1 rRNA gene is annotated in these 212 nt (G+C 51.4%); it reads right to left on the bottom strand.

The annotated features are described in order from the left end of the window. Positions 1–212 (bottom strand): 23S ribosomal RNA (locus A7985_RS25610); the annotation flags it as partial.

Genomic DNA, 212 nt, shown 5'->3' with positions numbered 1-212 from the left:
CCTTCGTGCTCCTCCGTTACTCTTTGGGAGGAGACCGCCCCAGTCAAACTACCCACCAGGCACTGTCCTCAATCCCGATTAGGGACCTAAGTTAGAACATCAACACTACAAGGGTGGTATTTCAAGGTCGGCTCCACACAATCTAGCGACTGTGCTTCAAAGCCTCCCACCTATCCTACACATGTAGGGTCAATGTTCAGTGCCAAGCTGTA

It is taken from the genome of Pseudoalteromonas luteoviolacea, from assembly GCF_001696455.1.
In the GTDB taxonomy this organism is placed as follows: Bacteria; Pseudomonadota; Gammaproteobacteria; order Enterobacterales; family Alteromonadaceae; genus Pseudoalteromonas; species Pseudoalteromonas luteoviolacea_C.
This window is presented reverse-complemented; position numbering and strand designations above follow the sequence as displayed.